Source organism: Mesorhizobium sp. M1078, from assembly GCF_040318615.1.
Taxonomy (GTDB): domain Bacteria; phylum Pseudomonadota; class Alphaproteobacteria; order Rhizobiales; family Rhizobiaceae; genus Mesorhizobium.
This window is the reverse complement of record NZ_JAMYMP010000039.1, coordinates 1-25,330: the sequence shown is the minus strand read 5'-3', so window position 1 is coordinate 25,330 and position 25,330 is coordinate 1. Positions and strand designations below refer to the sequence as shown.

The window sequence follows — 25,330 nt, the reverse complement described above, 5'->3', positions numbered from 1 at the left end:
GCATGCGCCATATCCTGGCCAAGAGCCTCGCTCCCACCGACGGCGTGCGCGAATACATGGCGGCGCAGGAGAAGAAGTCGCTGCTGCGCTTCCTCACCTGCGGCTCGGTCGACGACGGCAAGTCGACGCTGATCGGCCGTCTTCTGTCCGACACAAAGCAGATCTTCGAGGACCAGCTCGCCGCACTCGAGCGCGATTCCCGCAAGCACGGCACCACTGGCGACGACATCGACTTCGCGCTTCTGGTCGACGGCCTCGAGGCCGAGCGCGAGCAAGGCATCACCATCGACGTCGCCTACCGCTTCTTCGCCACGCCCAAGCGCAAGTTCATCGTCGCCGACACCCCCGGCCATGAACAGTACACCCGCAACATGGCGACCGGCGCATCGACTGCCGATCTCGCCATCGTGCTGATCGATGCGCGCCAGGGTGTGCTGCGCCAGACCCGGCGCCACTCGATCATCGCTTCGCTGCTCGGCATCCGCCATATCGTGCTTGCCGTCAACAAGATCGACCTCGTCGATTTCGACCAGGCGGTGTTCGACCGTATCGTCGAGGATTACCGGCAGTTCTCGCACGAGCTCGGCTTCCAGACGATCGTGCCGATCCCGATGTCGGCCCGCTATGGCGACAATGTCACCAGCCGCTCCGGCAAGACGGCGTGGTATTCCGGCCCGTCGCTGATCGAGCATCTCGAAACCATATCGGTCGACGAGGCCGCGGTCGAACTGCCGTTCCGGTTTCCGGTGCAGTATGTCAACCGGCCCAATCTCGACTTCCGCGGCTTTGCCGGCACCATCGCGTCCGGCTCCGTCGCGCAGGGCGACGAGGTGGTGGTCGCCAAATCCGGCAAGGCCTCGCGGGTCAAGCGCATCGTCGCGCAAGGCGGCGATCTTGCCCAGGCGGTGGCCGGCCAGGCCATCACCCTTGTGCTCGATGACGAGGTCGAGGTCTCCAGAGGCAACATGCTGGTGTCGCCGGCGGCACGGCCGCAGGTCGCCGACCAGTTCGCCGCCAACATCGTCTGGTTCGACGAGGCAGCGCTGCTGCCGGGACGCTCCTATATACTGCGCACCGAGACCGACCAGACCAGCGCCACCGTCACCGACCTGAAATACCGCGTCAACGTCAACGACTTCGCTCGCGAGGCGGCGAAGTCGCTCGAGATGAACGAAGTCGGCATCTGCAATATCTCGACCCGGGCGCCGATCGCCTTCGACACCTTCGCCGACAACCGCGATACCGGCGCCTTCATCCTGATCGACCGCATCACCAATGCCACGGTCGGCGCCGGCATGATCCTGCATTCCTTGCGCCGCGCCGAAAACATCCACTGGCAGTCGCTCGATGTCGGCAAGCGCGGTCGTTCCGACTTGAAGAGCCAGCGTCCCGCCGTGTTCTGGTTCACCGGCCTTTCCGGTTCGGGCAAGTCGACCATCGCCAATCTGCTTGAGAAGAAGCTGTTCGCTTCGGGGCGCCACACCTACATTCTCGACGGCGACAATGTCCGCCACGGCCTCAACCGCGATCTCGGCTTCACCGACGCCGACCGGGTCGAAAACATCCGCCGGGTCGCCGAGGTGGCCAAGCTGATGGCCGATGCCGGGCTGATCGTCATCGTCTCCTTCATCTCGCCCTTCAGCGCCGAGCGGCGCATGGCCAGGGAGTTGATGGCCGACGGCGAGTTCGTCGAAGTGTTCGTCGATACGCCGTTCGAGGAATGCGCCCGCCGCGACCCGAAAGGCCTTTACGCACGGGCGCTGAATGGCGAGATCAAGAACTTCACCGGCGTCGATTCCCCGTATGAAGCTCCCGAAAATCCCGAAATCCATCTCAAGACACTCGGCAAGACGGCCGAGGAGATGGTAGAGGCTCTGGAACACTGGCTGAATGAGCGCGACATTGCCGAAGACCAATATGACAGCGGCGGCGGCATCTGACGACGAAGTGATGCTCGACGTGTTCGAGCGCCTGGCGCTCGAAGCCGGACGCGAGGTGATGCGGGTCTTCAAGGCCGGCTGCGCGGTCGACAGCAAGTCGGACTCCTCGCCGGTCACGGAAGCCGACCGCGAGAGCGAGACGATCATCCTCGCCGGCCTGCGTGCGGCCTATCCCGATATTCCCTGCGTGGCCGAGGAAGAGGTCGCCGAAGGCATTGTGCCGCCCGATCTGGATGGCGCCTTCTTCCTGATCGATCCGCTCGATGGAACGAAGGAATTCGTCAACCGCCGGACCGATTTCACCGTCAACATCGCGCTTGTCCGGCACGGCGTGCCGGAGATCGGCGTCGTCTTCGCACCGTGCAGCGGGCGGTTCTTCTCTGGACGGCCGGGCTGGGCCGAAGCAATCGAGGTCGATGGCGACTTCCGTATCGTCGGCCGCCGGCGGATTTCGGTTAGGAGGGCGGTCACGCCGCTGGCGGTCGTTGCCAGCCGCTCGCACAACACCCCGGAGACCGAAGCCTTCATCAAGGATCTCGGCGCCGCCGAGATCGTCTCGGTCGGCTCATCGCTGAAATTCTGCCTGCTCGCCGCAGCCGAAGCCGACATCTATCCGCGCTTCGGCCGCACCATGGAATGGGACACGGCGGCCGGCGACGCCGTACTGCGCGCCGCCGGCGGCATGACGCGCACGCTGGACGGCGAGCCGCTCACCTATGGCAAGCGCAAACAGAGCGACGACGAGGATTTCGCCAACCCGCATTTTATTGCGAGCGGGAAGGCGGCGGACGCGGCGTAACTTACGCCGCCGCTACATGCGCCGGTTCGAGCCAATGTAGTTGCGGATCGTCTCGATGATGCGGTCCTGGTCGGCTTCGCTGAGATAGGGATGCATCGGCAGGCACAGGATGCGATTCGGCAGTTCCTCCGAAACCGCAAGCCCGGTCGGCGTGCGCGGATAGTCGCGATAGGCGACCTGCTCGTGCAGCGGCTTCACATAATAGATCACCGAAGGGATGCCCTTTTCGCCGAGATGCGCCCTCAACCCGTCGCGCTTCGGCGTCTCGACGGCGTATTGCGCCCAGGCCGAGCGGCCACCGCCCAGATTGCGTGACGTCTTGACGATGTCGCCGAGACCTTCGGCGTAGCGCTTGGCCACCACCTGGCGGGCGACCATCTCGTCTTCGAGGATGGCGAGTTTCTCGATCAGGATCGCCGCCTGGATCGTGTCGAGGCGTGAATTGATGCCGACGCGGACATTGTCATACTGCGTCTCGCCCTTACCGTGGAACGCAAACGAGCGCAGCTGGTCGGCCAGCGCGTCGTCATTGGTGAACATCGCGCCGCCATCGCCGTAGCAGCCCAGCGGCTTGGCCGGATAGAAGCTGGTCGAGCCGACATGGCCGAAGGCGCCGCACATTGTGCCGTCGGCCGAACCGCCGATCGACTGCGCCGCATCCTCGATCACCAGCAGCCCTTCGCGCTTGGCAATCGCCATGATCGCCTCGTAGTCGGCGGCAAGCCCGAACAGGTCGACGGGAACAATCGCCTTCGGCTTCAGCCGGCCTTCCTTCTTGATCATGGCGATCGCCGCCTCGAGGCTGGCGATGTCGATGTTGTAGGTCTCGGCGTCGACATCGACGAAAACCGGTTCGGCCTTGGCAAGCGCCACCACTTCCGCCGTCGCGGCAAAGGTGAAGCTCGGCACGAACACCGCGTCGCCGGGGCCGATACCGGCGGCAAACAGCGGCAACAGCAGCGCGTCGGTGCCGTTGGCGCAGGCCACGACATGCTTGGTGCCGATATAGGCTGCGAGCTTGTTTTCGAATTCGGTGACTTGCGGTCCGAGGATATAGCGGCCTTCCTCGACGACATTGTCGATCGCGGCCTTCAGCCGGTCGCGGATACGTTCGCGCTGCGCGCCAAGATCGATGAACTGCATGTCGGCCTCAAAAACGGTGTGGTGCGGGCTGCCCCGGGGACAATGACACGCACAGAAACAACAACTTAACCGGGCCGCTGGTACCAGAGTTGGGCCGGTCTAGAAAGCCGGACCGGCCGCGGGACGGGTTGTCTAGGTGTCGCAGCCTGTTACTTCAGGCTTTCCCTGCATTGCCGCAAGATGCCGGAAATCCGGGCTTCGCCGCCTATTAATCCGGCTAATTCAGTGCGTCTTTCCGGCTCGCGGAAACATAAAGTGATCGGCTGCTTGCAGCGGCTGGCGGCGGACTAAGCGTGGATCAGGCGATTTCGTGCCGCCAGGGCGGGTTGGCGCCGGCCCGCGACACGGTCACCGCCGCCGCTTTGGCGCCGAGCGCCAGCGCCTGACGGATGGCGTCCTCCGAAAGGCCGCCGATCCCGGCCTTGGTGAGCAGGCCTTGCTCGTGCAGCGAGGCCAGAATGCCGGCATTGAAAGTGTCGCCGGCGCCGACCGTGTCGACCACCTCCACCTTATGCGGCATCACCGTGACCTTGTGTTCCCTGCTGTAGCCGACGGCACCTTCGCTGCCGTGGGTAACGACGATCAGCTTCGGGCCGCGATCCAGCCAATTGCGGATGACGTCCTCATGCGAGCCGGCCTCGCCGAACCAGTGCAGATCCTCATCCGATAGCTTCACGATGTCGGCCATCGCCATCATCGAGCGGATGCGCCGGAGGTGCTTGGCTTTGTCGGGGATGAAGTTCGGCCGGATGTTGGGGTCGAGCATCATGACGCGGCGTTCGTGCTCGCGTTTCATGAATTCTTCGTAGGCAGCACCCGCCGGGTCCGAAATCAGGCTGATGGCGCCAAACAGCATGGCTTCGATCTCGGCGCCCAGTTTCGGCAGATCCTCTGTCGTCAGCATGCGCCCGGCGGTGTTTTCGTCGTAGAAAGTGTAGGTCGCCTGGCCGTTGGTGAGCCGCACGAAGGCGAGCGTGGTCGGGCGAGGGGAGGTGTGCGCATAGGTGGAGCTGACCTTGCTTGCGCCGAGCGCCTCGCGGAACTGGCCGCCGAACAGATCCGACGACAGGCCGGAAAAGAAGCCGGCGGGCGCGCCGAGGCGGCCAAGCGCGATCGCCGTGTTGAACACCGCGCCGCCGACATAGGGCGCAAAGGCCGGCTCGCCCTGTGTCGTGGTGCGCGGCAGCATGTCGATCAGGGCTTCGCCGCAGCAGAGGATCATGATTTCTTGTTCTCCGGCGGATAGATCACGCCCTTGCGGATGATGATGTTGGCGTAGAGCCGGGGTTCGCTGGTCCCGACGATCGCATATGCCGACCGGACGCGTGCATAGAAGTCGGCGCCCGCCAGCGCAACCACCTTGCGGCCCGGCGCGCGCCTGGTGCAGATCGTTTCGATTTCATGGTGGACCGGATCGGCGACCGAGGGATCGCCTTTTACCGAGGCACGAAACAGCGCTTCCGGCACGAAGTCGTCCACCGGCAGCACGCTCAAAATGGCGTCAAGCACCGGTATGAGGTGAAGACCGTCGGCGCGGATCAGCCGGTTTGCCTGTTCTTCCGCCGGATAGTTGCCGTCGACGAGCGCGATCTCGTCGCCATGGCCCATGGCGCGCAATGTCGCCAGAAGCTCCGGACCGAGCAGCGACGGAATACCGATCAGCATTCAGATGCTCCTGGAAATCGTGGTCGAACCGATGAGGAAGCGTTCGGACAGCGGCAGGCTGGCGCCGCCCAGCGCGCGGGCATGGATGCCGACGGTGCCTTCGCGCACCACCGGAAGCTTCAGCCCTTCGCCATCGATCGTACCGATCGCCTGCCTGATCGCATCGACGAGCCGGCGCCGGACAGCGAGCGGCATCCAGCCGTCGATCACCGCGGCCTCGAAATCGATCACCGAGGACGCCGCGACAATGGCGTAGGCAAGCGCCTGCGAGGCGGTGGCAATCCAGTCGTCCAGATCGGCGCCGATCTCGCCCCATTCCTGCGGCGAGGTCCAGAGATAGGAGCCGTCAATGCCGCGTGCGTTAAGCGCCTTTTCCAGCATGGCGATCGAGGCGACGTCGATGAGCTGCGTCGGCTTGCCGTCTGGTCCCGGCACCGGCATCGAACCCAGCGCCCCGGCATTTCCGGTTGGCCCGCCGAACAGCCGGCCGTTGAGCACGATGCCGCCGCCGGCAAAGGCGCCGATATAGAAATAGACGAAGTCGCGCGCCCCGCCGGTCTGGCCGAACACCAGTTCGGCGCCGCAGGCGGAGGTGGCGTCATTCTGCAGATAGACCGGGAATTCGCACTGCGCCTGGATGTCGGCACGGATGTCGCGATGGCGCCATTCGTCCATGATGTCGCGCGGCGCGCCGGCGGTGTCGGCCCAGTTCCACAGTTCGAACGGCATGGCGATGCCGAGCCCGGCAATGCGCTTGTCCTGCGCAGGTGTCAGTTCGGCGCGCATCGTCTTCATGCCTTCGGTGACGAACTCAACCGTCTCGCGCGGCGCCGGATAGCGGTAGGAGTGCTGCAGCATGGAACGCACAGTTCCGAGGAAATCGATCAGCACCAGTTCGGCGCTGCGGCGGCCGATCTTGAGGCCGATGAAGAAGGCGCCTTCGGGGTTCAGCGCCATCGGGATGGAGGGCTGGCCGATCTTGCCGCGCAACGGCGCCTGGCGCAGCAGCAGGCTGTCTTCCTCCAGTTCGCGCATGATGACCGAGACGGTCTGCGCTGAAAGCCCGGTCATGCGCGCAATGTCTGATTTGGCCAAGCTGCCGTGCTGGCGAACCAACGACAGCACCAGCCGCTCATTGTGGTCGCGCATGCCGCTCTGGTTGGTGCCACGGTGGAGACGGCTGGCGGCCGCCTCGGGCGAACCGTGCCTCGCAATGCCGGTCTCCACCCTTGTTCCTTCCCTTGGTTTATTCTTACTGCTTTTGCGGCAGAATGAGTGAACCGCGCAAAGCTGTCAATAATAAATAAGAGTGATTTAATTATTGACAGGCGGCTCCCGCTGGTGTCATTTGAGGGCGCGTCCACACTGGGAGAACTTCAGTGGATGCGCTCGAGATGCCGGTTGGCGGCATCCGCATGGTTCCATGGGAGGAAGATCGTGACCAAAGCTTTATTGAAGTCCACCGTGTTCGCCGCGGCGGGCCTCGGCCTGATGGCGTTTGCTTCGACAGCATCGGCCGCCGGCGTCGGCGCCTGCCTGATCACCAAGACCGACACCAACCCCTTCTTCGTCAAGATGAAGGAGGGCGCGACCGCCAAGGCCAAGGAACTTGGCGTCGACCTCAAGACCTATGCCGGCAAGATCGACGGCGATAGCGAGAGCCAGGTGGCGGCGATCGAAAGCTGCATCGCCGACGGCGCCAAGGGCATCCTGATCACCGCGTCCGACACCAAGGGCATTGTGCCGACGGTGAAGAAGGCGCGTGACGCCGGCCTGCTGGTGATCGCGCTCGATACCCCGCTGGACCCGATCGATGCCGCCGACGCGACCTTCGCGACGGACAATCTGGAAGCCGGCAAGCTGATCGGCGCCTGGGCAGCCGCGACCCTCGGCGACAAGGCCAAGGACGCCAAGATCGGCTTCCTCGACCTGACCCCCTCACAGCCGACCGTGGATGTGCTGCGCGACCAGGGCTTCATGATGGGCTTCGGCATCGACGTGAAGGATCCCAACAAGATCGGCGATGAGGACGATGCCCGCATCGTCGGCCACGACGTCACCAACGGCAATGAAGAAGGCGGCCGCAAGGCGATGGAAAACCTTCTGCAGAAGGACAACTCCATCACCGTCATCCACACCATCAACGAGCCCGCCGCTGTCGGCGCCTACCAGGCGCTCAAGGCGGTCGGTCTCGAAAGCCAGGTGCTGATCGTCTCGGTCGATGGCGGCTGCCCCGGTGTGAAGTCGGTGACCGAAGGCGTCATTGGCGCCACCTCGCAGCAATACCCGCTGCAGATGGCGGCACTCGGCATCGAGGCGATCGCCGCCTTCGCCAAGGACGGCGCCAAGCCGAAGCCGACCGAAGGCAAGAACTTCTTCGACACCGGCGTCAACCTCGTCACCGACAAGCCGGCCAATGGCGTGAAGTCGATCGACACCAAGGAAGGCCTCGCCAAGTGCTGGGGCTGATGGCTGCCTGACAGCCAGCGGCAAGCTGACGGCCGGGGGCTTGATCCCCGGCCGCTTCGGGTGGACGATGCGTCACGCGAATAATCCCGGCAACAGACCGGACAGGCGCGAGCGGGTATCGGCATGGAGCTGAAGCCCAGGGGAGGAAACATGGCTCAAGCACAGGAATTCGAGAAGGTTCTCTCGAGCAGCGACACAAGCGTTGCCGCCTTTGACGAGCACAAATCGGCCGTCAAGCGCATCCAGCATTTCCTGCACTCCACGCCGGCGGCGGTGCCGCTGATTGTGCTGGTCCTGTCGATCGTAATTTTCGGCATCGCCATTGGCGGGCGTTTCTTCTCATCCTATACGCTGACGCTGATCCTGCAGCAGATCGCCATCGTCGGCATCCTCGGTGCCGCGCAGACACTGGTCATCCTGACCGCCGGCATCGACCTGTCGATCGGCGTGATCATGGTGATTTCGGCCGTGATCATGGGCAATTGCGCGGTCAGCTACGGCATGCCGGCCGTGCTCGCAGTGCCCATCGGGCTTGCCGCCGGCGCAGCCTGCGGCCTGCTCAACGGTTTGCTGGTCGCCTACATGAAGCTGCCGCCGTTCATCGTCACGCTCGGCACCTGGAACATCGTCATGGCGACGAACTTCATCTATTCGGCCAACGAGACGATCCGCGATACCGATGTCGACGCCCAGGCGCCGCTGCTGCATCTCTTTGCCCTGAGTTTCAAGATCGGCACGGCGGTGCTGACACTGGGCGTCATCGCCACGGTCGTGCTCGTTTTGATCCTCTGGTACGTGCTCAATCACACCGCCTGGGGCCGCCACGTCTACGCCGTTGGTGATGATCAGGAGGCGGCGAAGCTGTCTGGCATCCAGACCAAGAAGGTGTTGATGACGGTCTACACCCTTGCCGGGTTGATCGCAGCTTTCGCTGCCTGGGTTTCCATCGGCCGCAACGGCTCGATCTCACCGTCAGCCGCCGTCACCGACTACAACCTGCAGGCGATAACTGCGACGGTGATCGGCGGCATTTCACTGTTCGGCGGGCGCGGCTCAATTCTGGGCACGCTTTTCGGCGCGATGATCGTCGGTGTCGTCTCGATGGGCCTCAACATGCTGGGCGCCGATCCACAATGGAAGGTGCTGCTCACCGGTGTGCTGATCATCGGCGCCGTGGCGATCGACCAATGGATCAGAAAGGTTTCGGCATGACCGTGGAACCCATCCTCACCGCGCGCGGCCTGATCAAGCGCTATGGCCGTGTCACCGCCCTCGACAATGCCGACTTCGACCTCTACCCCGGCGAAATCCTGGCCGTCATCGGAGACAATGGCGCCGGCAAATCATCGCTGATCAAGGCGATTTCCGGCGCCGCCGTGCCCGACGAAGGCGAGATCCGTCTTGAAGGCAAGGCTGTCGCTTTTAAATCGCCCATGGAGGCGCGCGAGGCGGGCATCGAGACGGTCTACCAAAACCTGGCTTTGTCGCCGGCCCTGTCGATCGCCGACAACATGTTCCTCGGCCGCGAGATCCGCAAACCCGGCTTCCTCGGCGACTGGCTTCGCATGCTGGACCGGCCGGCAATGGAAAAGCGCGCCCGCGACAAGCTGACCGAGCTTGGCCTGATGACCATCCAGAACATCAGCCAGGCGGTGGAAACGCTGTCGGGCGGCCAGCGTCAGGGCGTGGCGGTGGCGCGCGCCGCCGCTTTCGGCAGCCGCGTGGTGATCATGGACGAGCCGACCGCGGCACTCGGCGTCAAGGAGAGCCGCCGCGTGCTGGAACTGATCCTCGATGTCAAGAAAAGAGGCCTGCCGATCGTGCTGATCTCGCACAACATGCCGCATGTCTTCGAAGTGGCCGACCGTATCCATATCCATCGGCTGGGACGTCGCCTCTGCGTCATCGATCCCAAGCAATATACCATGTCCGACGCCGTCGCCTTCATGACGGGAGCGAAGGTTCCGCCGGAGGCTGCACTCGCTGCCTGATCCGCTCGACGGATAAATTGCCGCAGGGGAACTGGCGGCATGCTGGTCTAAATCGATTGAACGTATGTTGCGATGCACTAGGATAGGCTGGGACTGAGAGCGAAAGCCGGTATGATCGCAGCACGATCACGAGAGGCAGTATGACGCGAACAATGACAGCCAAAGCCCCCGATCTCGAAATACCCGATCCCAAGACGCTGGCCGACGAAGTCTTGCTGGCTCTCAAATACCGGGTCGGCAAAGGCACGTCCGTTGCTACGCAATATGATTGGCTGACCGCCTCGATCAAGGTCGTGCGCGACCGCATCGTCGATCACTGGATGCAGGCGACGCAGGAGGCCTACGCCCAGCAGGAAAAGCGCGTCTATTACCTGTCGCTCGAATTCCTCATCGGCCGGCTTATGCGCGATGCCTTCTCCAATCTCGGCCTGATGGACAATATGCGAGAAGCGCTCAAGTCGCTGGGCGTCGACCTCGACCTCATCGCCGGGCTCGAACCGGATGCAGCGCTCGGCAATGGCGGTCTCGGCCGGCTCGCCGCCTGCTTCATGGAAAGCATGGCGACCGTCGACATTCCCGCGCATGGCTACGGCATTCGCTACGCCAACGGCATGTTCCGCCAGGAGATCCATGACGGCTGGCAGGTCGAACTGCCCGAAACCTGGCTCGACCACGGCAACCCCTGGGAGTTCGAGCGCCGCGAACGCGCCTTCGAAGTCGGCTTCGGCGGCTCGGTGGAATCGATCACCTCCAAGGATGGCCGGCTCGAACGTCACGTCTGGAAGCCGACCGAGCATGTCCAGGCCGTCGCCTACGACACCCCGGTGGTCGGCTGGCGCGCCAACCGCGTCAACACGCTGCGGCTTTGGTCCGGCATGCCGGTCGATCCGATCTTGCTCGACAAGTTCAACGCCGGCGACCACATCGGCGCGCTGGCCGAAAGCAACAAGGCCGATGCCTTGTCGCGCGTGCTTTACCCCGCCGATTCCCACAAGGCCGGCCAGGAACTGCGGCTGCGGCAGGAATATTTCTTCTCCACCGCGTCGCTGCAGGACATCGTCCAGCGCCATCTCAGCCAGTATGGCGATCTCGCCTCGCTCCCCGACAAGGCGGCGATCCACCTCAACGACACCCATCCGGCGATCGCCGTGCCCGAGCTGATGCGCCTGCTGATGGACGTCCACGGCATGGATTTCGACCAGGCCTGGGACATCACCAAGCGCACCTTCGGCTACACCAACCACACGCTGCTGCCAGAGGCGCTGGAAAGCTGGCCGGTGCCGCTGTTCGAACGGCTTTTGCCGCGCCATATGCAGATCGTCTACGCCATCAATGCGCAGGTTTTGCTTGAGGCCCGCGCCACCAACCAGTTTTCCAATGAGCAGATCAGCCGCATCTCGCTGATCCAGGAAAATGGCGACCGCCGCGTGCGCATGGGTAACCTGGCCTTTGTCGGCTCGCACTCGATCAATGGCGTGTCGGCGTTGCACACCGAGCTGATGAAGGAGACGGTGTTTGCCGATCTCCACAAGCTCTATCCCGACCGCATCAACAACAAGACCAACGGCATCACGCCACGGCGCTGGCTGATCCAGTGCAATCCAGGCCTCACCGCGCTCACCCGCGCGGCGATCGGGGACCGTTTCCTCGACGACATCGACGCCATCAAGGGGCTCGAAGCCTTTGCCGGCGACGCCGCCTTCCGCGACAAGTTCGCCGCCGTCAAGCGCTCCAACAAGGTCAAGCTCGCCAATCTGGTCGCCGACCGGCTCGGCATCAAGCTCGACCCGTCGGCGCTGTTCGACATTCAGGTCAAGCGCATCCACGAATACAAGCGCCAGCTGCTCAATATCCTGGAAGCTATCGCGCTCTACGACCAGATCCGCTCGCATCCCGAGCTGGACTGGATGCCACGCGTCAAATTTTTCGGCGGCAAGGCGGCGCCCAGCTACCACAATGCCAAGCTGATCATCAAACTGGCCAACGACGTCGCCAAGGTCATCAACAGCGACCCGTCGGTGCGCGGGCTGCTGAAAGTGGTGTTCGTGCCGAACTACAATGTCAGCCTGGCCGAGGTGATGATGCCGGCCGCCGACCTGTCCGAGCAGATTTCGACTGCTGGCATGGAGGCGTCGGGCACCGGCAACATGAAGTTCGCGCTGAACGGCGCCTTGACCATCGGCACGCTCGACGGCGCCAATGTCGAGATCAAGGAATGCGTCGGCGACGACAACATCTTCATCTTCGGCCTGAGCACGGCGGAAGTCGCCGAGCGGCGCAGCAATGGCTACAACCCGCGCGCCGTGATCGAGGGCTCCCCTGAATTGGCGCAGGCTGTTGCCGCAGTATCGTCGGGCGTGTTCTCGCCCGACCAGCCGGATCGCTACCGCGAGCTGGTCGACGGTCTCTACAACAGCGATTGGTTCATGGTGGCGGCGGATTTCGACGCCTATGCCGCCGCCCAGCGCGATGTCGACGCGGTCTGGCGCAACAGCCCCGATTGGTACGCGCGCGCTATCCGCAACGTTGCCCGCGTCGGCTGGTTCTCTTCCGATCGCACGATCCGCCAATATGCGAAAGAAATCTGGAACGTGCCCGCCTGATATGATTGCATGAGGCCACGAGCAAAGGGTCTTGTGCACAAAGAACTGGTTCCCAGGGAGGGACACCGCCTGATGAAGAAACCGCGCGCGACCGCGACGACGAGCGGGTCGGACGGGCTGGCGTCAGCCGGCGATGTCGCCGCAATTGTTGCAGGCACGCATGGCGATCCTTTTGCAATCCTGGGCGTGCATGAAGCCGGCAAGGGTCTGGTTGCCCGCTGCTTCGTCCCCAATGCCGAGTTCGTCACCGCATACACGCTGGCCGGCAAGAACGCCGGCGAACTCACGCGGCGCGACGACGCCGGTTTCTTCGAAGGCAGACTGTCGATCAAGAAGCGTCAGCCGCTGCGCTATCACGCCAAAAATGCCGGCGGCGACTGGTGGCTGACCGATCCCTATTCCTTCGGCCCGGTGCTCGGCCCGATGGACGACTACTATATCGCGCAAGGGTCGCACCTCAGGCTGTTCGACAAGCTCGGCGCCCATCTCCTCGACCATGAAGGCGCGTCGGGCGTCAATTTCGCCGTCTGGGCGCCCAATGCAAGGCGCGTCTCCGTGGTCGGCGACTTCAACGAATGGGACGGCCGCCGCCATACGATGCGCGACCGCCGCGACACCGGCATCTGGGAGCTGTTCATTCCCGATATCGGCGCCGGCCACCCCTATAAATACGAGATCATTGCCCCCGACGGCGTGCGCCTGCCGCTCAAGGCCGATCCGTTCGCCTTCAAGTCTGAACTGCGCCCGGCCACAGCATCGGTGACGGCGGTGCCGCCGGCGCATGAATGGGGCGACGAGGCGCATCGCAATTACTGGCGAAAGGCCGATCCCCGGCGCGAAGCCATATCGATCTACGAGGTCCATGCCGGTTCGTGGCAGCAGCACGATGATGGCAGCTTCCTGTCATGGGACGAACTCGCCAACCAGCTCATCCCCTATGCTGTCGAGACAGGCTTCACCCACATCGAGTTCCTGCCGATCTCCGAACATCCCTATGACCCGTCATGGGGTTATCAGACAACCGGACTTTATGCCCCCTCGGCGCGCTTCGGCGACCCCGACGGCTTCGCCCGTTTCGTCGACGGTGCGCACCGCGCCGGCGTCGGCGTCATCCTCGACTGGGTGCCGGCGCATTTCCCGGTCGATGCGCATGGCCTGGCCAATTTCGACGGCACAGCGCTTTATGAGCATGCCGATCCGCGCAAGGGTTTTCATCCCGACTGGAACACCGCGATCTACAATTTCGGCCGCCGCGAGGTGGTGTCGTTCCTCGTCAATAACGCGCTGTTCTGGGCCGAGAAATACCATGTCGACGGTTTGCGCGTGGATGCAGTGGCCTCGATGCTCTACCTCGATTATTCGCGCAAGGCTGGCGAATGGATCCCCAACGAGAAAGGCGGCCGCGAAAACCTCGAAGCGGTGTCCTTCCTGCAGAAGATGAACAAGGAGGTCTACGGCCACCATCCCGGCGTGATGACCATCGCCGAGGAATCGACCTCATGGCCGAAGGTCTCGGCGCCGGTGCATGAAGGCGGGCTGGGCTTCGGCTTCAAATGGAACATGGGCTTTATGCACGACACGCTGGAGTATTTCGCCAAGGAGCCGATCTTCCGCAAACATCACCACAACGACCTGACCTTCGGCCTGACCTACGCCTTCTCCGAGAATTTCGTGCTGCCGCTGTCCCATGACGAGGTCGTGCACGGCAAGGGCACGCTGCTCGGCAAGATGGCCGGCGACGACTGGCAGAAGTTCGCGACTTTGCGCGCCTTCTATGCCTTCATGTGGGGCTATCCCGGCAAGAAGCTGTTGTTCATGGGCCAGGAATTCGCCCAGCGCCGCGAGTGGAGCGAGGCGCGCGCGCTCGACTGGAACCTGCTCGACTTCCACCCGCATCGCGGCGTCTGGCAGACGGTGCGCGACCTCAACTATCTCTACCGCTCGCGCCCGGCGCTGCATGCGCGCGACTGCGAGCCGGACGGCTTCTCCTGGCTGATCGTCGACGACAAGGAAAATTCGGTCTTCGCCTGGCTGCGCAGCGCGCCCGGCGGCAACCCGATCGCCGTCATTTCCAACTTCACGCCAGTGCCGCGCGACAATTATCGCGTGCCATTGCCCAAGGTCGGCAAATGGCGCGAAATCATCAACACCGACGCTTCGGACTACGGTGGTTCGGGCAAGGGCAATGGCGGTGTGGTCGAAGCCAGGGCGGAAGGAGGAGGCATTTCGGCAACGATGCTTTTGCCGCCGCTGTCGACGATCATGCTTGAACTCGTTGCGGACTAGGTCCGTCAACTCGTTTCGGATTAGGTCCGTCGACTCGTTGCGGACCGGGCGATGCTCCAGACTGGTAATTTGGGAGGGTAAAGATGGCAGACTTGAAGAGAACCCAGCCGCTGGCGCGCGATGCCATGGCCTATGTGCTGGCCGGCGGCCGCGGCAGCCGGCTCAAGGAATTGACCGACCGCAGGGCCAAGCCGGCTGTCTATTTCGGCGGCAAGACGCGCATCATCGATTTCGCGCTGTCCAATGCGCTGAATTCCGGCATCCGCCGCCTCGGTGTCGCCACCCAGTACAAGGCGCATTCGCTGATCCGCCACCTGCAGCGCGGCTGGAACTTCCTGCGGCCGGAGCGAAACGAAAGCTTCGACATCCTGCCGGCCTCCCAGCGTGTCTCGGAAACCCAGTGGTATGAAGGCACGGCCGACGCCGTCTACCAGAACATCGACATCATCGAGGCCTATGGCCCTGAATATATGGTGATCCTGGCCGGCGACCATATCTACAAGATGGACTACGAGCTGATGCTGCGCCAGCACGTCGATGCCAATGCCGACGTCACTGTCGGTTGCCTGGAAGTGCCGCGCTTGGAAGCGACCGGCTTCGGTGTCATGCATGTCGACGGCAAGGACAACATCATCGCCTTCGTCGAAAAGCCCGCCGACCCGCCCGGCATTCCCGACAAGCCGGAATTCGCGCTGGCCTCGATGGGCATCTATGTCTTCAAGACCAAGTTCCTGATGGAACAGCTGCGCCGCGATGCGGCCGAGCCAGGCTCCAGCCGCGACTTCGGCAAGGACATCATCCCCTACATCGTACAGCACGGTAAGGCGATCGCGCACCGTTTCGCCAAATCCTGCGTGCGCTCGACGGCCGAGAACGAGGCCTATTGGCGCGATGTCGGCACGGTCGACGCCTACTGGGAAGCCAATATCGACCTGACCGACATCACTCCCGAACTCGACCTCTACGACCGCGACTGGCCGATCTGGACCTATGCCGAATTGAAGCCGCCGGCAAAGTTCGTGCATGACGAGGATGGCCGGCGCGGTTCGGCCGTCTCCTCGCTGGTCTCAGGCGATTGCATCGTCTCGGGTGCTTCGCTGAAGCGCAGCCTGATCTTCACCGGCGCGCGCATCAACTCCTATTCGACGCTGGAAGAGGTCGTCATGCTGCCCGACGTTCATGTCGGCCGGAACGCAAAGTTGAAGCGCGTCGTCATCGACCACGGTGTAAGGATACCGGAAGGGCTGGTGGTTGGCGAAGACCCTGTTCTCGACGCCAAGCGTTTCCGGGTTTCGGAAAAGGGCATCTGCCTGGTCACGCAGGACATGATCGACAAGCTGAAGCTGTAAGACGGGGTACCATAAACGCATGCAGGTTCTGTCGGTCACGCCCGAGATATTCCCGCTGATCAAGACCGGCGGACTTGCCGACGTGACCGGCGCATTGCCGATCGCGCTGGCCGCCAAGGGCGTGACCATGCGCACGCTCATCCCCGGCTTTCCCCAGGTGATGGACGCCTTCAAGAAAAAGAAGGCTGTCTATCAATACCCGCTGCTGCAGGGCGGCAAGGCTTCGGTCCATGCCGTCAAGATCGCCGGGCTCGACCTGTTCGTGCTCGACGCGCCGCATCTCTACGACCGTCCCGGCGGCCCTTACGGCAATGCGGCCGGCGCCGATTGGCCCGACAATTGGCGGCGTTTTGCTGCGCTGAGCCAGGTCGGTGGCGATATCGCCGGCGGCGCCATTTCCGGCTACCAGCCGGATCTCGTCCACGCCCATGACTGGCAGTCGGCGATGACGCTGGCCTATATGCGCTACGGCAAGGCAGTCGGCGTGCCGTCGCTGATCACGGTTCACAACCTTGCCTTCCAGGGTCAGTTCGGCGCCGGCATTTTTGGCGAGCTCGGCTTGCCGGCCGCGGCGATGGCGCTCGACGGCGTAGAATACTATGGCGGCGTCGGCTTCCTCAAGGCCGGCCTGCAGGCGGCCTGGGCGATCACCACGGTGAGCCCCACCTATGCCCAGGAAATCCGCTCGCCGGAATTCGGCATGGGCCTCGACGGCCTGATCAACATGCGCTCTTCCGACCTCTACGGCATCGTCAACGGCATCGACACCGACATCTGGAACCCGGAGACCGACAAGCATCTGGTGTCGGCCTACTCCGCCGCGACGCTCAAGGCTCGGCTTCCCAACCGGGCGGTTGTCGAGGACCGTTTCAGCCTCGAGCGCGACGACAGTCCGATCGTCTGCGTCGTCAGCCGGCTGACCTGGCAGAAGGGCATGGACATACTGGCGGCTGTGGTCGACGGCGTCGTCGCCACCGGCGCGCGGCTGGCGATCCTCGGCTCAGGCGACGCCGGCCTGGAAGGCGCGCTGCTGGCTGCCACCGCCCGCCATCGCGGCCGTGTCGGCGTCGTCGTCGGCTATGACGAGGGGCTTTCCCACACCATGCAGGGCGGCTGCGACGCCATCGTCATCCCGTCGCGCTTCGAGCCTTGCGGGCTGACCCAGCTTTACGGCCTACGCTATGGCTGCGTGCCGGTCGTCGCCCGCACCGGCGGCCTTGCCGACACCATCATCGACGCCAATGAAGCAGCGATCTCGGCCGGTGTCGCCACCGGCTTCCAGTTCGCGCCCAATAGTGGCGGCGCCATGCTGCACGCCATCCGCCGGCTGGTCGATGCGCATTCGAGCCCGGCCGTCTGGGAACAGATCCAGCGCCAGGGCATGAAGGCCGATGTCTCCTGGGACAAGAGCGCCGACAAATACGTTGAACTCTACCGCCTGCTGCTTTCGAAAAGGGTTGCCTGAAGCATGATCCGGACCGTCGCCACCAAACCCTATCTCGACCAGAAACCCGGCACGTCCGGCCTGCGCAAGAAGGTGCCTGTCTTTCAGCAGGAGCACTATGCCGAGAACTTCATCCAGTCGATCTTCGACGCGCTGGAGGGCTTTGAGCGCAAGACGCTGGTGATCGGCGGCGACGGCCGCTTCTACAACCGCGAGGTCATCCAGAAGGCCATCGCCATGGCGGCGGCCAACGGCTTCGGCAAGGTGATGGTCGGGCAGGGCGGCATACTGTCGACGCCGGCGGCGTCGCATGTCATCCGCAAATACAAGACCTTCGGCGGCATCATCCTGTCGGCCAGTCACAATCCGGGCGGCCCGCACGAGGATTTCGGCATCAAGTACAATGCCGGCAATGGCGGCCCGGCGCCGGAAAAGCTGACCGACGCGATCTTCGAAAAGACCAAGACGATTTCGAGCTTCAAGACCGCCGACATCGACCAGATCGACATCGACAAGATCGGCACGGTGACCGCCGGCGGCATGGCGGTCGAGATTATCGACCCGGTCACCGACTATGCCGAATTGATGGAGAGCCTGTTCGACTTCGACGCCATCCGCGCCAATTTCAAATACGGCTTCCGCATGCGCTTCGACGCCATGCATGCGGTCACCGGCCCGTATGCCAAGGAAATCCTCGAGCGCCGGCTCGGCGCGGAGAATGGCACCTGCCGCAACTACAAGCCGCTGCCGGATTTTGGCGGCCATCACCCGGATCCGAACCTGGTCCACGCCAAACATCTCTATGACGAGATGATGGGACCGGATGCGCCCGATTTCGGCGCCGCTTCCGACGGCGACGGTGACCGCAATCTCATCATCGGCAAGGGCATTTTCGTCACCCCGTCGGATTCGGTGGCCATGCTTGCCGCCAATGCGCAATTGGCGCCGGGCTACAAGGACGGCCTCAAAGGCATCGCCCGCTCGATGCCGACCAGCGGCGCTGCCGACCGCGTCGCCGAACAGCTCGGCATCGGCATCTACGAAACGCCGACCGGTTGGAAGTTCTTCGGCAATCTGCTCGATGCCGGCATGGCAACGATCTGCGGCGAGGAAAGCGCCGGCACCGGCTCGAACCATGTCCGTGAAAAGGACGGGCTGTGGGCGGTGCTGTTGTGGCTGAACATCCTGGCCGTGCGCGGCGAAAGCTGCAAGGACGTCGTCACCGAACATTGGGCGACCTACGGCCGCAATTACTATTCACGTCATGACTATGAGGAGGTCGAAACCGAGCGCGCCAACGCCCTGGTCGACGAGTTGCGCGCCAAGCTCGCTTCGCTGCCCGGCACCAGCGTGCGCGGACTGAAGATCGCCAATGCCGACGACTTCGCCTATCACGATCCCGTCGACGGTTCGGTGAGCAAGAACCAGGGCATCCGGATCCTGTTCGAGGGCGGCTCGCGCGTCGTGTTTCGTTTGTCCGGCACCGGCACGTCGGGTGCTACGCTGCGCGTCTACATCGAGCGCTACGAGCCGGACAGAGCGCGGCATGATCTCGACACGCAAGAGGCCCTCGCCGACCTGATCGCGGCTGCCGATGATATCGCCGGGATCAAAAGCCACACCGGGCGCAACAAGCCGAGCGTGATTACTTGAGGGTGGTGACGTCTTTACCCTCTCCCTTGTGGGGAGGGTCGATCCGCGCAGCGGATCGGGGTGGGGGTGCTCGTAAAGCGCTTTCCCCGCGCCGACTCCCACCCCGCTCACTACGTTCGCGACCCTCTCCACAAGGGCGAGGGTGGAGGATGCGCCGATGACCCAGCTCGGCGCAACCGTCACTCCCGAAGGCATCCGCTTCGCCGCCTGGTCGTCGTCCGCGCGGCGGCTCTGGGTGTCGATCTTCGGCGACACCGGCGCTCGCGAAACCGACCGGCTCGAACTCCAGCCGGAAGGCGAGGGCGTCCATGCGCTGTTCGTCGCCGGCCTTGCCGCAGGTACGTGCTACGGCTTTCGCGCCGACGGCGAATATGCGCCGGAGCGCGGGCTGTGGTTCGATCCCGACAAGCTGCTCACCGATCCCTACGCCGTCGAGATCGACCGGCCCTACCAGCATCATTGGCGGCTTGCCGCCCGGCGCAACGAAGGCGCCGACACCGCGCCACTGATGCCGAAGACCATCGCGCGGGCTCAACCGAAGCCGCTGCCGGCCAAGCCGCCTTTGTTCCAGCCAGGCGGCCTGATCTACGAACTCAACGTCCGCTCCTTCACCAGGCTGCATCCGGACGTACCGGAAGCGCAGCGCGGCACCATTGCAGCCCTTGCCCATCCGGCTATCGTCGAACATCTCAAGAAGATCGGCGTCTCCGCCGTTGAGCTAATGCCCGTGACGGCATGGGTCGATGAGCGCCATTTGCCGCCGCTGGGCCTCAGCAATGCCTGGGGCTACAACCCAGTCACCTTCATGGCGCTCGACCCGCGCCTGGCGCCCGGCGGCCTCGCCGAGTTGCGCGATACTGTGGGGGTGCTGCGCAGGGTTGGCATTGGCACCATCCTCGATCTCGTCTTCAATCATACCGGCGAAAGTGACCGGCTCGGGCCGACGCTGTCGCTGCGCGGCCTCGACAATCAAGCCTACTACCGCAGCGAGCCGGACGGCAGGTTGGCCAACGATACCGGCACCGGCAATACCATCGCCTGCGACCATCCGGTCGTTCGTGACATGGTACTCGACACGCTGCGCCATTTCGTCCGCCAAGCCGGCGTCGACGGTTTCCGCTTCGACCTGGCGCCGGTCCTCGGTCGCGTCGATGGCGCATTCGATCCGGCAGCCCCGTTGCTCGAAACCATCGCAACCGATCCCATCCTTGCCGACAGGGTGCTGATCGCCGAGCCCTGGGACATCGGCCCGAATGGCTATCAGCTCGGCAATTTCCGGCCGCCTTACCTCGAATGGAACGACCGCTACCGCGACGACGTCAGGCGCTTCTGGCGCGGCGATGCCGGCACGGTCGGTGCGCTGGCGACAAGGCTCGCCGGCTCCTCCGATGTGTTCGGCAGGGAGGGCCAATCCGCCAGCCGCACGGTCAACTTCATCGCCGCGCACGATGGCATGACGCTGGCCGATATCGTCGCTTATGAAGCCAAGCACAACCAAGCCAATGGCGAGAAGAACCGCGACGGCCACAATGAGAACCTGTCCTGGAACAACGGCGTCGAGGGCGAAACCTCGGACAAGGCGATTGCCGAGGCCCGTTCCCATGATCGCTTCGCGCTGCTCGCCACTCTGTTTGCCTCGCGCGGCACCATCATGCTGACGGCGGGCGATGAATTCGGCCGCACGCAACAGGGCAACAACAACGCCTATGCGCAGGACAATGCTATCACCTGGCTCGACTGGGCCGGGCGCGACGTCGCGCTGGAAGCCCATGTGTCGGCGCTCGCAGCTCTGCGCCGCGCGGTGCTGGCGCTTTCCGATACGCGCTTCCTGACCGGAGAGCCGCCGGCCGGTTCTGATGTGCCCGACGTCGCCTGGCTGACCGAGACCGGCGCGCCGCTCGGCGAAGCCGACTGGAACGATGGCTCGCGCCATCGCCTCGTCATGCTGCTCGGCGACGGCGGGGAGGGCCGCCTGGCTGTGATCGTCAATGGCGATCGCCGCCAATGCGTCTTCACGCTGCCCGCGCGGCAAGGGTTTGAATGGCAGCCGGCTGTTGAAGCGCAAGCGGTCGACCTCGCGTGGCCGCTGCCCGGCCGCAGTGTCAGTTTCATGATCGAGCGCCGGACCGCAAAGGCCCGCGCCAGGAAGGGTCCGTGATGGCCGACGACAATGCCCAGCCGGGACCCGAACAGAGCGCCGACTGGTGGCGCGGCTGCGTCATCTACCAGATCTATCCTCGCTCCTTCCAGGACACCACCGGCGACGGCAGCGGCGACCTCTCAGGCATCACCTCACGGCTGGCGCACGTCGCCTCGCTCGGCGTCGACGCCGTCTGGCTGTCGCCCTTCTTCAAATCGCCAATGGCCGATATGGGCTACGACGTCTCCGACTATCAGGCGGTCGATCCGATGTTCGGCACGCTCGACGACTTTGACGCGCTGGTTGCCGAGGCGCACAGGCTCGGCCTGAAGGTGATCATCGATCAGGTGTTGTCGCACTCCTCCGACAAGCACGAATGGTTTGTAGAGAGCCGTGCCAGCAAGGATAATCCCAAGGCTGACTGGTATGTCTGGGCCGACACCAGGCCGGACGGCAACGCGCCCAACAACTGGCTGTCGGTCTTCGGCGGCCCGGCCTGGGAGTGGGACGCGACCCGCCGGCAATACTACATGCACAATTTCCTCGCCTCGCAGCCGGACCTCAACTTCCACAATCCTGAGGTTCAAGACGCGTTGTTGCAGACGGTGCGGTTCTGGCTCGAGCGCGGCGTCGACGGCTTCCGCCTGGATACGGTCAACTACTATGTCCACGACCGCTGGCTGCGCAGCAACCCGCCGCTGGCGTCGAGCGTCGCCGGCACCAACGGCGAAACCAACACCTATCTCTTCCAGGAGCACCTGTTCGACAAGACGCAACCGGAAAACCTCGATTTCCTCAGGCGCTTCCGCGCTTTGCTCGACGAATATGACGGCCGCGCCAGTGTCGGCGAGGTCGGCGACGAAGGCCGCTCGCTGCAGACGCTGGCCGCCTACACATCCGGCGGCGACAAGCTCAACATGTGCTACACCTTCGACCTGCTCGGCCCGCAATTCTCAGCCGCCCATGTGCGCGGCTGCGTCGAGGCCTTCGAGGCAGCTGTCGCCGACGGCTGGGTCTGCTGGGCGTTCTCCAACCACGATGTCGTGCGCCATGTCAGCCGCTGGACGCGGCCGGGCGGCGATCCAGATGCGGTGGCGACATTCGCTATCGCTTTGCTCTCCTGCCTGCGGGGCTCGATCTGTCTCTACCAAGGCGAAGAGCTTGGGCTGGAGGAGGCGGAACTGACCTTCGAGGATCTGCGCGATCCCGTCGGCATCCGTTTCTGGCCGGGGGTAAAGGGCAGGGACGGCTGCCGCACACCGATGGTCTGGGAAGCGGGCGCCGACAATGCCGGTTTTTCCTCGGGAAAACCCTGGCTGCCGGTGCCGGAAAGCCACCGCGCTCGGGCGGTCGATATCCAGAACGCCGACGGCAAGTCCGTGCTCGCCGGCTACCGGACGATGCTCGCCTTGCGCAAGGCGCATCTGGCGCTGGTCAAGGGCCCGATCCGCTTTCTCGATACCGACGGCGATGTCCTTGCCTTCATCCGGCAGGGCGAGGACGAGATATTGCTCTGCGTCTTCAATTTCGCCGACAAGCCGGCCGACTGGCGGCTGCCGCCGGATCTCCAGCTTGTCGAGGCGATCGCTCTGGGTGGCGGTGCCGTCCTGCAGGAGGAGGGGCTGTTGCTGCCTGCCCTGGGCTGGTTTGTCGGCAAGGTAGGCTGATCTTTCAGGGACGCCGTCCGCCTTCAAAAAAGATCGTGTCCGCATGCAACCATTGCCGAGTGATCCGCGCAACGTCACCGGCGCCACGTTTTTCATTTTCGGGCTTCTTCGGTACTTTCGTCGAGCTTGGCCCCGAACGGCATTCCTGAAATGTTTCCAGTTGGTTGCGCTAATGACAACTGCTGAGGGCAAAAGGCAAAATTACAGGACAACCTCAAGCTGCACCCAATTGAACCTGATAGTATAGATTAGCTATGGCTGGTTTAGGGTGAGGATGCTCACTTAGCGTCAAGCAAGACTCGGTTGAAATAATATTTCCGTCTGTCTAGTCTCCTGCCACCAGCTGCCGGAACGGGAACCGGCGGCGCGCTCGAAGGGGCCAGAAATCGGTTCCGGGGCGTCAACACTCGTAAGGCGCAGCCGATGGGCAGCGCCACAGGGAGAGACTTCATGCTGAAAAATATGCTGAAGGCGACGCTTGTCGCCGCGACCATGACCTTTGCCGCAGGCACGTTCCTGACGCCGGCCCTTGCCGAGACCGTCTATAACAGAGGCAGCGCCGCCGAAGCGGAGACGGTCGATCCGCACAAGACCTCGACCGTCTACGAAGCCGATATCATACGCGACCTGTTCCAGGGACTGGTCATGCACGATCAGAAGACGAACCTCATCCCGGGCGCCGCCGAAAGCTGGACGGTATCTGATGACGGCACCGTCTACACCTTCAAGCTGCGCAAGGACGGCTTGTGGTCGGATGGCAGCCCGGTGACGGCGGACGACTTCGTCTATTCCTTCCGTCGGCTTGAGGATCCGGCGACCGCCGCCGAATACGCTTCCATGCTCTATCCCGTGAAGAACGCCGAGGAAGTCAACACCAAGAAAGGCAAGCCCGAGGACATGGGCGTCAAGGCGATCGACACCAACACCCTGGAGGTGACGCTGAAGGCGCCGACGCCATACTTCCTCGAGATGCTGACCCACCAGGCTACCTATCCGGTCAACAAGGCCTCGATCGACAAGCTCGGCGCCGACTGGATCAAGGCGGGCAATCTCGTTTCGAACGGCGCCTATACGCTGGCCGAGTGGATTCCCAACGACCACATGAAGCTGGTCAAGAATCCGAAATTCTGGGATGCCGCGACCGTCAAGATGGACGTCGTCAACTACATCCCGACCGAAGACCGCTCATCGGCGATGAAGCGCTTCGAGGCCGGCGAACTCGACAGCTACGGCGACTTGCCGACCGAACAGCTCGCTGACCTCAAGACCAAGTTCGGCGATCAGGTCCGTGTCGGACCGTATCTCGGCACCTACTATTACGCGATCAAGACCGACAAGGCACCGTGGGACAATGTCGAGCTGCGCAACGCCATCTCGATGGCGATCGACCGCGACTTCCTGGCCGAAAAGGTCTGGCAGAATTCCATGCTGCCTGGCTATTCGATGGTGCCTCCGGGCATCGCCGGCTACACGCCGGCAATGGCCAAATACGCCGACATGCCGCAGATCGACCGCGAGGACGCCGCCAAGAAGATCCTTGAGAAACTCGGCTATACGCCCGAGCATCCGCTGAAGATGGAGATCCGCTACAACACCTCGGAAAACCACAAGAACACCGCGGTTGCCATCCAGGAACAGTTGAAGCCGCTTGGCGTCGAGATCACGCTGCTCAACACCGATACCAAGACCCACTATTCCTTCCTCGAGCAGAAGGGCAACTACGACGTGGCGCGTGCCGCCTGGATCGCCGACTACAAGGATCCCGAGACCTTCCTCGGCATCACCCGCAAGGCCAGCGGCAACAACTATTCGAACTACGTCAGCCCGGCATATGAGGCGGCCATGGACAAGGCCGCGGCTGCCGGCGGCAAGCCGGAAGAGCGCATGAAGGACCTCACTGAGGCCGAGCGCATCCTTGTCGATGACGTCGGCAACATTCCGCTTCTCTACTACAGCTTCCACGATATCGTTTCCTCGAAGCTGCATGGCTTCGATGACAATGTGATGGACATCCATCCGTCCCGCTTCGTCTCCAAGGACTGATAATCATCCTTGACTGGACCGGCCCCCCCCCCATTTGGGGGGGGGGCGGGGGGGGGAAAAGCCCCCGGCGCAAAAGGGGGGGGGGTTTTGGGCCGCCCCGGGGGGGCGATTTTGGGCGGGGCGGGGGGAAAGGGCCCG

Annotated in this window: 17 protein-coding genes; 13 read left to right on the top strand and 4 right to left on the bottom strand. The window is 63.5% G+C overall.

The genetic code is table 11. From position 1 onward, the window contains the following. Window positions 1–2: 2 nt before the first annotated feature. Both cysN and cysQ read left to right on the top strand, forming a co-directional pair. Window positions 3–1,940: a sulfate adenylyltransferase subunit CysN gene (gene cysN, locus NKH38_RS29065; protein WP_023670718.1), complete on the top strand. Its 1,938-nt coding sequence runs from the start codon at window positions 3–5 to the stop codon at window positions 1,938–1,940. Window positions 1,941–1,950: 10 nt separating this feature from the next. Next, entirely contained in the window at window positions 1,951–2,739 is a 789-nt protein-coding gene (cysQ, locus tag NKH38_RS29060; RefSeq protein ID WP_031196090.1) for a 3'(2'),5'-bisphosphate nucleotidase CysQ, read from the top strand. Between the two features lie 12 nt (window positions 2,740–2,751). Here cysQ and NKH38_RS29055 read toward each other — a convergent pair whose 3' ends face one another. From NKH38_RS29055 to NKH38_RS29040, 4 genes are all read right to left on the bottom strand, one after another. After that, window positions 2,752–3,882, bottom strand: a complete 1,131-nt coding sequence (locus NKH38_RS29055) for a DegT/DnrJ/EryC1/StrS family aminotransferase (RefSeq protein WP_352760645.1) — start codon at window positions 3,880–3,882, stop codon at window positions 2,752–2,754. 298 nt (window positions 3,883–4,180) lie between these two features. Continuing rightward, window positions 4,181–5,104 (bottom strand): carbohydrate kinase family protein, encoded by a 924-nt coding sequence (locus NKH38_RS29050; RefSeq protein WP_023684582.1) that lies wholly within the window; start codon window positions 5,102–5,104, stop codon window positions 4,181–4,183. Then, on the bottom strand, window positions 5,101–5,547 hold the full coding sequence (locus NKH38_RS29045) for an RbsD/FucU family protein (RefSeq protein WP_023684581.1): 447 nt from the start codon (window positions 5,545–5,547) through the stop codon (window positions 5,101–5,103). The genes NKH38_RS29050 and NKH38_RS29045 overlap by 4 nt, the downstream gene beginning before the upstream one ends. Next, a complete protein-coding gene (locus tag NKH38_RS29040; RefSeq protein WP_023692756.1) occupies window positions 5,548–6,774 on the bottom strand; it encodes an ROK family transcriptional regulator in 1,227 nt (408 codons plus the stop codon). A gap of 264 nt (window positions 6,775–7,038) precedes the next feature. Between NKH38_RS29040 and NKH38_RS29035 the strand changes: the two genes are divergently transcribed. The 11 genes from NKH38_RS29035 (at window position 7,039) to NKH38_RS28985 (ending at window position 25,192) form a co-directional block, all read left to right on the top strand. After that, window positions 7,039–8,016, top strand: a complete 978-nt coding sequence (locus NKH38_RS29035) for a sugar ABC transporter substrate-binding protein (protein ID WP_081725578.1) — start codon at window positions 7,039–7,041, stop codon at window positions 8,014–8,016. A 150-nt stretch (window positions 8,017–8,166) separates the two neighbouring features. Further along, complete coding sequence (locus tag NKH38_RS29030; protein ID WP_023670725.1) at window positions 8,167–9,228, top strand: ABC transporter permease; 1,062 nt, start codon at window positions 8,167–8,169, stop codon at window positions 9,226–9,228. Continuing rightward, entirely contained in the window at window positions 9,204–10,007 is an 804-nt protein-coding gene (locus NKH38_RS29025; protein ID WP_245269849.1) for an ATP-binding cassette domain-containing protein, read from the top strand. Before NKH38_RS29030 ends, NKH38_RS29025 begins: the two co-directional genes overlap by 25 nt. Before the next feature lie 140 nt (window positions 10,008–10,147). Further along, entirely contained in the window at window positions 10,148–12,610 is a 2,463-nt protein-coding gene (locus tag NKH38_RS29020; RefSeq protein ID WP_023708423.1) for a glycogen/starch/alpha-glucan phosphorylase, read from the top strand. Window positions 12,611–12,682: 72 nt separating this feature from the next. Further along, the gene (gene glgB / locus NKH38_RS29015; protein WP_352760636.1) at window positions 12,683–14,896 is read left to right on the top strand and encodes a 1,4-alpha-glucan branching protein GlgB; all 2,214 of its coding nucleotides are present in this window, start codon (window positions 12,683–12,685) and stop codon (window positions 14,894–14,896) included. 83 nt (window positions 14,897–14,979) lie between these two features. Then, a complete protein-coding gene (gene glgC / locus NKH38_RS29010) occupies window positions 14,980–16,245 on the top strand; it encodes a glucose-1-phosphate adenylyltransferase (protein WP_023715696.1) in 1,266 nt (421 codons plus the stop codon). 19 nt (window positions 16,246–16,264) lie between these two features. After that, a complete protein-coding gene (gene glgA / locus NKH38_RS29005) occupies window positions 16,265–17,710 on the top strand; it encodes a glycogen synthase GlgA (protein ID WP_023692759.1) in 1,446 nt (481 codons plus the stop codon). 3 nt (window positions 17,711–17,713) lie between these two features. Then, complete coding sequence (locus NKH38_RS29000; RefSeq protein ID WP_352760633.1) at window positions 17,714–19,342, top strand: alpha-D-glucose phosphate-specific phosphoglucomutase; 1,629 nt, start codon at window positions 17,714–17,716, stop codon at window positions 19,340–19,342. 157 nt (window positions 19,343–19,499) lie between these two features. Then, window positions 19,500–21,500 (top strand): glycogen debranching protein GlgX, encoded by a 2,001-nt coding sequence (gene glgX / locus NKH38_RS28995; protein ID WP_352760630.1) that lies wholly within the window; start codon window positions 19,500–19,502, stop codon window positions 21,498–21,500. Continuing rightward, window positions 21,500–23,149, top strand: a complete 1,650-nt coding sequence (gene bglA, locus NKH38_RS28990; RefSeq protein ID WP_352760627.1) for a beta-galactosidase BglA — start codon at window positions 21,500–21,502, stop codon at window positions 23,147–23,149. The genes glgX and bglA overlap by 1 nt, the downstream gene beginning before the upstream one ends. Before the next feature lie 450 nt (window positions 23,150–23,599). Further along, window positions 23,600–25,192 carry a peptide ABC transporter substrate-binding protein gene (locus NKH38_RS28985; protein WP_352760624.1) on the top strand — a complete coding sequence of 531 codons (1,593 nt, stop codon included), beginning with the start codon at window positions 23,600–23,602 and terminating at the stop codon, window positions 25,190–25,192. Window positions 25,193–25,330: the final 138 nt, after the last annotated feature.